Origin of the sequence: Vibrio sp. OPT46, from assembly GCF_015163535.1 — a bacterium.
Lineage (GTDB): Bacteria > Pseudomonadota > Gammaproteobacteria > Enterobacterales > Vibrionaceae > Vibrio > Vibrio alginolyticus.
This window is the reverse complement of the sequence record NZ_JADDYG010000623.1, coordinates 1-376: the sequence shown is the minus strand read 5'-3', so window position 1 is coordinate 376 and position 376 is coordinate 1. Positions and strand designations below refer to the sequence as shown.

Sequence of the window (376 nt, the reverse complement as noted above, 5' to 3'; positions counted from 1 at the left end):
TTCACAGCACAACTTGGCTCAACAAAGTCCAAAGTGAAAAGGTTTTACTGTGTACCGCAGATGGTTTCAAATGGGTGGATATCAATACGTTGATTGAGACTAACGCTCAATCTTCTTCTAAGCTTATCCAAGATCTTAACTTACACGACGGCTTTCAGTTTGAATGCCCGCTTCTTCAAGCTGTTCAATTCTTTCTTCTGGTTGCGATTGGGCTTTACCTGACAACCATCCATTGGCTGCGCCGAGTAAAGTATGCACTGACGACTTATCACTTTTCTAAATGCGATAAGCTCGTTTACAAACACATCGCGCCTAAGCACTCTCCGCCGAGTGTTTTTCCTGCCTAACAGGCATCTAATCATTGACAACTTTATTC

1 protein-coding gene is annotated in these 376 nt (G+C 42.8%); it reads left to right on the top strand.

Annotation, left to right across the window (positions count from 1 at the left end):
* A partial coding sequence (locus tag IQR33_RS23880) for a hypothetical protein (protein ID WP_193844115.1) occupies positions 1-347 on the top strand: 347 nt, incomplete at its 5' end.
* Positions 348-376 lie beyond the last annotated feature (29 nt).